This window comes from Stenotrophomonas sp. YJH_SMC_29 (assembly GCF_059371235.1).
This window is the reverse complement of record NZ_JCAFUK010000016.1, coordinates 105,504-112,910: the sequence shown is the minus strand read 5'-3', so window position 1 is coordinate 112,910 and position 7,407 is coordinate 105,504. Positions and strand designations below refer to the sequence as shown.

Genomic DNA, 7,407 nt, shown 5'->3' with positions numbered 1-7,407 from the left:
CTCCCTGGTGAAATTAGCGCTGTGGAACCACCCGATCCCATCCCGAACTCGGAAGTGAAACGCAGCTGCGCCGATGGTAGTGTGGCTCAAGCCATGCGAGAGTAGGTCATCGCCAGGGTTTACACCCAAAACCCCGCTGCTTGCGCAGCGGGGTTTTTCTTTGTGCGCAGAACAGCGGGTAGTGCCGGCCGCTGGCCGGCAACCCCATGGCCCAGCATCGTCCCGGGAGGTTCACGCCATGCGTGGATGCCCTCCGCGAGGAGGCATGGCGCCAACCAAGGTTGGCCGCTACCAATCGATTGCCGGCCAGCGGCCGGCACTACCGGCAGATCCACACCAACCGTGGATGAGCCGCCGACGGTACGCAAAAGAAAAGCGGCGCCCCGTGGGGCGCCGCTCAGGCTTGAATCATGTTCAGTCGAGCAAGGCCCGCTGTTACTTGGCCGGGGCCTTGTCCTTCATCATCGCGTCGCGGGCGGCCTTGAACGGATTGCCTGCATACCAGTTCGGCCAACGATCGCCTGCGGCCAGTTCCTTGCCCACGCCATACATCAGCTGCAGGTCCTCGACGGTGCCGTCCAGCTTCCAGGTGGCCGCGTCAAACTCGTCCTTCGGGCCGTGGTAACGGTTGGCGCCGTAGTCCGCCGCGGCCTTGCGGCCGGCCTCCACGCCGCCCTCGCGCAGGTCCTCGCCGCCATCGGCGTACAGGGCCGGGACGCCGGCCTTGGCGAAGTTGAAGTGATCCGAGCGGAAGTAGAAGCCGCTCTGCACTGCGGTCTCGCCATGCAGCGTACGGTCCTGGGCAGCAGCCAGCGGCTTGAGGATGTCCTCCAGCTCCGAGCTGCCGAAGCCGGTGACGGTCACGTCCTTGGCACGGCCGGCCACCGACATCGCATCGATGTTGATCACGCCGGCGATCTTGTCCAGCGGGAAGGTCGGATGGGCAACGTAGTACTTCGAACCCAGCAGGCCGGATTCTTCCAGGGTCACCGCCAGGAACACTACCGAACGCTCCGGCTTCGGATCCTGGTGGGCCATGGCTTCGGCCACTTCGAGGATGCCGGCCACGCCGGTCGCGTTGTCGACCGCACCGTTGTAGATGTTGTCGCCGGTTTCACCCTCGTGCTTGCCCAGGTGGTCCCAGTGCGCCATGTACAGCACGGCCTCGTCAGCGCGCTTGCTGCCCGGCAGCACGCCCACCACGTTGCGCGACTGCTTCTGCGCGATCTGGCTCTTCAGGTCGACCGCAGCGGTGGCCTTCAGCGGCACCGGCTTGAAGCCGCGCTTGCTCGCATCCTTGTAAGCCTGCGCCAGGTCCAGGCCGGCACCGGCAAACAGCGCCTTGGCGGCGTCGGCGCTCAGCCAGCCCTGTACCGGGATGCGGGCTTCCGGGTCATCCTTGGCCGGCAGGTCGTACTGCGGGCCGGCCCAGGAGTTCTTCACCACGTCCCAGCCATAGGATGCGCCGGCGGTGTCGTGCACGATCAGTGCCGCGGCGGCGCCCTTGCGCGCGGCCTCCTCGAACTTGTAGGTCCAGCGGCCGTAATAGGTCATGCGCTTGCCGTCGAACAGCGCCGGGTCGTCGACGTGGAAACCCGGGTCGTTGACGAACATCACGACCGTCTTGCCCTTCCAGTCCTGGCCGGCGTAGTCGTTCCACTTCTGTTCCGGTGCGTCGACGCCGTAGCCGACGAACACCAGGTCGCTGGCATCGATCTTGACCTCCGCCTGGCCGGTCCGGGTACCCACCACCATGTCGGTGCCGAACTTCAGTTCGGTGGTCTTGCCGCCCTGGGTGATCTTCAGCACGGTCGATTCGTCGGCCGTGGTCTCGGTCATCGGCACGTCCTGGAACCAGCTGTCACCGTTGCCGGGCTGCAGGCCGATGCGCTGCATCTGGTCGCGGATGTAGTTGACCGTCAGTTCTTCGCCCTTGCTGCCCGGGGCGCGGCCCTCGAACTCATCCGAGGCCAGGGTCTTGACCATCTCGGCGAAGTCGCCGGCATTGATTTCCGGCGAGAACTGGTGGGCGGCGGGCTTCGCCGCAGCGGTATCGGTGGCCGGCGCGGTGGCCGGCGTGTCTTCGCCTTTGCAGGCGCTGAGCGCGGCCGCAGCGGCCAGGCACAGGAGGAGTTTGCGGGGCATCGTCGATTCCTGGAAAACAAAGGGCGGCCGCACCCAGGCGCGGCCGGTACACGCGAGTATCACCGAAGCGGCGGTTCCGGCGGGTTCAGTCGGCCGGGGCGGTTTCGCTGTCGAACGGGATCGGCTCGGCACCGGTGACTGGGCCGATGCGCGCGGTGCGATGCACGTACAGCACAACTTCGCGCTCGAACTGCAGCGGGCCACGGACCACCGCGTTGGGGCCGATGATCACGCGGGGCTTGCGGCTGGCGGTCAGCGAGATGCTGAAGTTCGGCTTGCGCACATGCACGCCGCCGTTGACCTGCGAACCGATACCGACGGTGATGTCACCATTGACGGTCTCCACATCCTTGCCGACGCGGCTCTCGACCAGGCCGATGCCGCCGTTGACGGTCTCGACGCCGCCTTCGATCTGGCTGCCGCGATCGCTGAAGATGCTGCCGTTGACGGTGCTGACACCGCCGCTGGCAATCACCTCGCGCCCCAGCCGCACACCGCCGTTGACCGTTTCGATCTTGCCGGTGCGGGCGCGGTCGGCAACCTTCACCCCACCGTTGACGGTGTCGATGCTGCCGGTCTCTACGCCTTCGCCGATGCGGATGCCGCCGTTGACGGTGTCCAGCTTGCCGTAGCGTTGACCCGGTTCGGCGCTGATGCTGCCGTTGACCTTGCTGATGTTCTCCTGGGCACAGACCGGCCCGGTGGCCAGCAGTACGCCCAACAGCAGCGGAATGGAAAGAGTTTTCATGGAGACCTCGAGAGATGTGCGGCTGGCAGGCCGCGTGCGGAGATGTCACCATTCCCCGGTAGCCCCCGCAACTGCCTGAAGTCACTGGAAAGCCCTTGCGCGACAACGTCTTCCCATCACGCCGACATCACATCGCCGCTGCCCGCGGCGGTCGCTGCCTGCTGCTGGGGCTGGCCATGGCGCTGGCCCTGCCGCTGCCGGGTGCTGCGCAGACCACCCGCGAGACCGAGCGCAAGCTGCAGAAGCTGCGTACCGAACTGAAGGGCGTGGCGCAGGAGCGACGGCAGATCGAGGGCCAGCGCGGGCAGGCGTCGCAGCAGCTGCGCGAGGCCGACGAGAAGGTGGCACGCACCGGGCGCGCGCTTGCGCAGACCGAAGCGGCGCTGCGCGAGCAGGCCCAGGCCCTGGCCCAGGCCGAGCAGCGCCGCAGCACCCTGCAGAGCAACCTCGCCCAGCAGCACCGCGAACTGGCCGGACTGCTGCGCGCGGCTTATCAGCTGGGCAACCACGCACCGCTGAAACTGCTGCTGTCGCAGGACACCGTGGCCGATGCGAATCGTGCCCTGGCCTACCATCGTTACCTGCAGCGCGAGCGGGCACAGCGCATCACCGCGTTGACCACTGACCTGAAGGAGCTGGAAGCGCTGCAGGCGCAGATCGCCGAGCGCAAGCAGAAGCTGCAGGGCGCGCACCAGGACCAGAAGCAGCAGGCTGCGGCGCTGGAGGCCGACCGTCGCGATCGCGCCAGGACCGTGGCCTCGCTGGACGAGCGCTTCAAGGACCAGCGCGAGAAGGAACAGGCGCTGGGCCAGGACGCCAAGGCGCTGGAAACACTGCTGGCCAACCTGCGTGCTGCTGCGGCCCGTGCGGAGGCCGAGCGCCGGGCCGCTGCGCGCCGCGCGGCTGCGGAGAAGGCCGCCGCCGAGCGTGCCGCGCGCCAGGCCGCGGCACAGGGCCGGCCACCGCCGCCGCCGACCAAGGTGCCGCCTGCGGTGGCATCGGCACCGGCGCCGAAGGTCGGTGGCCTGGGCTGGCCGTTGTCCGGCAACCTGCTGGCGCGCTACGGCGGCAAGCTGCCCGACGGCCGCACCAGCAGCGGCGTGCTGATCGGCGCGCCAGCCGGCAGCACGGTCACGGCCGTGGCCGATGGCACCGTCGTGTTCTCCGACTGGATGACCGGCTACGGCATGATCCTGATCGTCGACCACGGCAACGGCTACATGAGCCTGTACGCGCACAACGACACCCTGCTGAAGGATGCCGGCGCACGGGTCAGCCGTGGCGATGCGGTGGCCAAGGTCGGCAATTCCGGCGGCCAGGGCGTGACCGCGCTGTACTTCGAGCTGCGCCGTGGCGGGCAGCCGGTCAATCCGGACAGCTGGCTGCAGCGGCGCTGAACCCGGGCTCGCCGCATGCACGGCGGATTCAACGGGAATTTAGCCGTGCTTCGCGCATAATCGGCCCATGTGCCTTGAGCACGATGCCAACGTCGACAGGAGTGCTCCATGCGCGCAGCCCGTACCGCCACCCTCTTGCTGGCCCTGTTGCCAGCGCTGTCCTGGGCGCAGCAGACCGCGCCCGCTCCGAGCCAGGAAACCGGCGGGCAGGCAGCGAACAGCGAGGAGGCGGTGACCTCGAAGGTGCCGCTGGAGGAAATCCGCCGCTTCGTGGCCGTCTACAACGCGGTGCGTGCGGCCTATGTCGATCCGGTCGATGACAAGAAGCTGATGCAGTCGGCCGTGCGTGGCCTGCTGCTCGACCTCGATCCGCACAGCACCTACTTCAACAAGGAAGATGCGCAGGCCTTCGACGAGCAGGCCAATGGCGCCTACGAAGGCATCGGTGTCGAGCTGCAGCAGCAGCCGGACAACGCCAGCATGAAGGTGATTTCGCCGATCGACGACACGCCGGCGGCCAAGGCCGGCATCCTTGCCGGTGACCTGATCATCGCCATCGACGGCAAGCCGATCAGTGCGATCGATGCCAGCGAGCCGTTGCGCGGCCCGGCCGGCAGCAAGGTGGTGCTGACCATCGTGCGCGAAGGCAGGCCCAAGCCGTTCGATGTCAGCCTCACCCGCCAGACCATCCGCGTGACCAGCGTGCGCAGCCGCCTGCTCGAGCCGGGCTATGGCTATATCCGCCTGAGCACGTTCCAGGCCGATACCGGTTCGGACTTCCAGAAGCACGTGCAGCAGCTGCAGAAGCAGTCGGGTGGCCAGCTCAAGGGCCTGGTGCTGGATCTGCGTAGCAACCCGGGTGGCCTGCTGACGGCCGCCGTGCAGGTGGCCGACGATCTGCTCGACAAGGGCAACATCGTCAGCACCCGTGGCCGGATCAGCATCAGCGACGCCCGTTTCGACGCGACCCCGGGCGACCTGCTGAAGGGCGCGCCGGTCGTAGTGCTGGCCGATGCCGGCTCGGCCAGTGCATCGGAAGTGCTGGCCGGTGCGCTGCGCGACAACAAGCGCGCGCGCGTGGTCGGCAGCCGCACCTTCGGCAAGGGCTCGGTGCAGACGGTGCTGCCGCTGGACAATGGCGATTCGGTGAAGCTGACCACCGCGCGCTATTACACGCCCAGCGGCAAATCGATCCAGGCCACCGGCATCGTGCCGGACGTCGAGCTGAAACCCGCCGCCACGCCGGCCGAGGATGCACTGCCGGCCAGCCTGAGCGACTACAGCGAAGCCACCCTGCCGGGCCATCTGCGCGGCGATGACGAAGGCACCGAGGGCTACCACGCCGGTGCGGTGCTGCCGGGCGACGGCCCGATCAACGACGCGCTGGCCGAGCTGAAGAACCCCGGTTCGGTGGCCGCACGGTTGAAGGCCGAAGCCGCGAAGGCGGATGCGGCCAAGGCGGCGAAGGCCGCTGCGGCGAAGCCGGAAGCGAAGGTCGAACCTAAGCCGGAAGCAAAGCCGGAAGCAAAGCCGGAAGCAAAGCCGGAAGCAAAGCCCGCACCGGCCCCGGCCAAGCCCTGACGGTAGCGCCGGGCCGTGCCCGGCGGACGCCCTGTTCATCCGCAAGGCGGCGCAGCCGAGGTGTCGCCCGATAGAATCGGTCCATGGATCATTCGAACCTCGCGACCACGATCAGCCAACTGCTTGGTCGCGATCCGTTGCCGGTTGACCGGGCCGTTGCGCTGCTGGAATCCCTGGCGGGTCGCCACGGAATCGATCCGCGCCGTGTTTATTGGTGGGCGGGCATAGCGACGGCTGATCAGACCATCCAATACGACGACAGCGATGAAGGCCTTTCCTGCTTGGCAGAACTGCTGGTGGAAGTGAACGGCGAAATGTGTCTGGTAGCGTCAGACGAGCGCGCATTGCCGTGGCCAATCTGGACTCTGCAGGCAAGTGAACTGATTCCCTTGCTCGGCGAATTGCCGTTCTTCGAATATTTCGTGGTGCTGGATGGCGGAGCCACGCTGCTGTTCGATACCCACCACAATGCGTTGGTGGTCAGTCGCGAGTGACGCTTTCGGCCTCATCACGGACCGAGCAGATCCATATCAATGAAGGAGTCGAGCACGCATAACGCCACGGGGAGTGGCTGAGCGTGGAGCCGGCCAGCGGCCGGCACTACCAGGGGTCAGAAGTGGAGCCGGCCAGCGGCCGGCACTACCAGGGGTCAGAAGTGGAGCCGGCCAGCGGCCGGCACTACCAGGGGTCAGAACCCGTGGCGCTTGCGCAGGCGGCGCGCGATCGCAGCCCGCACGTAGACTCCGTACACGACGCCGAACACGAAACCGCCGATGTGCGCCCACCACGCCACCATGCCGAAGCTGGGACCGATGTGGGCGAACACCACCTGCAGCGCGGCCCAGACACCGATCAGCAGGTAGGCCGGGGCCCGTACGAACTCCAGGAACAGCCCGAGCGGAATCACCACGCCCAGCCGCGCACCCGGGAACAGGGCCAGATACGCGCCGATCAGCGCCGACACCGCGCCGCTGGCGCCGATGATGATCTGGTCCGGGCTGCCCATGGTGTAGATCGCCACCAGGTTCGACACCGCGCCGCCGACCAGGAACAGCAGCAGCAGCCGCCACGGCCCCAGCACCCGCTCGGCCGGCAGGCCGAAGATCAGCAGGAACACCAGGTTGCCCAGCAGGTGCGACCAGTCGGCGTGCAGGAACAGGGCGGTGAACAGGCGCAGCACGCTGCCGTCCTGCAGGGTCGCCCACCAGTCCAGCGGGTGGGTCAGGCCGGTGGACAGGGCGCCCCAGTCCAGCCAGAGGCTGTTGCGGGCGTCGTCCGGGCGCGAGATCGACCACAGGAACGCCAGCCACAGTGACGCGAACAGCACGGGCGTGGCCCAGCGCAGGGCCGCCTTCTTGCGGGACGGGAGCGAGACGAACATGCCAATAGCCTAGCGTGCGCCGCTTTCGGCGGGGACGGTCCTGTTCAGCTTTCGAGACGGGAAAACCGCCTGCGCTGTTATTGTTTCATTAACGGCTCTGGGTAATACTCGCATACGGCGTCGTATGTCGGGAGGGGAATCCGGCGCGCTCCGAA

Annotated in this window: 6 protein-coding genes and 1 rRNA gene; 4 read left to right on the top strand and 3 right to left on the bottom strand. The window is 67.4% G+C overall.

Annotation, left to right across the window (positions count from 1 at the left end):
- Positions 1–3: 3 nt before the first annotated feature.
- A 5S ribosomal RNA gene (gene rrf, locus AC5P9I_RS16705) occupies positions 4–118 on the top strand.
- Between the two features lie 317 nt (positions 119–435).
- On the opposite strand, the gene AC5P9I_RS16700 is transcribed toward rrf, so the two are convergent.
- Positions 436–2,145 (bottom strand): M28 family metallopeptidase, encoded by a 1,710-nt coding sequence (locus tag AC5P9I_RS16700; protein WP_057494740.1) that lies wholly within the window; start codon positions 2,143–2,145, stop codon positions 436–438.
- Between the two features lie 85 nt (positions 2,146–2,230).
- Positions 2,231–2,893 carry a DUF4097 family beta strand repeat-containing protein gene (locus tag AC5P9I_RS16695; RefSeq protein ID WP_049471493.1) on the bottom strand — a complete coding sequence of 221 codons (663 nt, stop codon included), beginning with the start codon at positions 2,891–2,893 and terminating at the stop codon, positions 2,231–2,233.
- A gap of 176 nt (positions 2,894–3,069) precedes the next feature.
- Here AC5P9I_RS16695 and AC5P9I_RS16690 point away from each other — a divergent pair, with 176 nt between their 5' ends.
- The 3 genes from AC5P9I_RS16690 to AC5P9I_RS16680 all read left to right on the top strand — a co-directional run bounded on the left by AC5P9I_RS16690 (position 3,070) and on the right by AC5P9I_RS16680 (position 6,365).
- Positions 3,070–4,290 carry a murein hydrolase activator EnvC family protein gene (locus tag AC5P9I_RS16690; protein ID WP_262103231.1) on the top strand — a complete coding sequence of 407 codons (1,221 nt, stop codon included), beginning with the start codon at positions 3,070–3,072 and terminating at the stop codon, positions 4,288–4,290.
- 108 nt (positions 4,291–4,398) lie between these two features.
- Entirely contained in the window at positions 4,399–5,871 is a 1,473-nt protein-coding gene (locus AC5P9I_RS16685; RefSeq protein WP_187756879.1) for a S41 family peptidase, read from the top strand.
- A gap of 83 nt (positions 5,872–5,954) precedes the next feature.
- On the top strand, positions 5,955–6,365 hold the full coding sequence (locus AC5P9I_RS16680; protein WP_049471497.1) for a hypothetical protein: 411 nt from the start codon (positions 5,955–5,957) through the stop codon (positions 6,363–6,365).
- A gap of 194 nt (positions 6,366–6,559) precedes the next feature.
- On the opposite strand, the gene AC5P9I_RS16675 is transcribed toward AC5P9I_RS16680, so the two are convergent.
- Positions 6,560–7,252 carry a rhomboid family intramembrane serine protease gene (locus AC5P9I_RS16675; RefSeq protein ID WP_049471500.1) on the bottom strand — a complete coding sequence of 231 codons (693 nt, stop codon included), beginning with the start codon at positions 7,250–7,252 and terminating at the stop codon, positions 6,560–6,562.
- Positions 7,253–7,407 lie beyond the last annotated feature (155 nt).

What these genes read in the sequence shown, in the direction of transcription:
- AC5P9I_RS16680 (WP_049471497.1), top strand. Translation starts at nt 5,955, where the DNA reads ATGGATCATTCGAACCTCGCGACCACGATCAGCCAACTGCTTGGTCGC.
- AC5P9I_RS16700 (WP_057494740.1), bottom strand. Translation starts at nt 2,145, where the DNA reads ATGCCCCGCAAACTCCTCCTGTGCCTGGCCGCTGCGGCCGCGCTCAGC.
- AC5P9I_RS16695 (WP_049471493.1), bottom strand. Translation starts at nt 2,893, where the DNA reads ATGAAAACTCTTTCCATTCCGCTGCTGTTGGGCGTACTGCTGGCCACC.
- AC5P9I_RS16675 (WP_049471500.1), bottom strand. Translation starts at nt 7,252, where the DNA reads ATGTTCGTCTCGCTCCCGTCCCGCAAGAAGGCGGCCCTGCGCTGGGCC.
- AC5P9I_RS16685 (WP_187756879.1), top strand. Translation starts at nt 4,399, where the DNA reads ATGCGCGCAGCCCGTACCGCCACCCTCTTGCTGGCCCTGTTGCCAGCG.
- AC5P9I_RS16690 (WP_262103231.1), top strand. Translation starts at nt 3,070, where the DNA reads ATGGCGCTGGCCCTGCCGCTGCCGGGTGCTGCGCAGACCACCCGCGAG.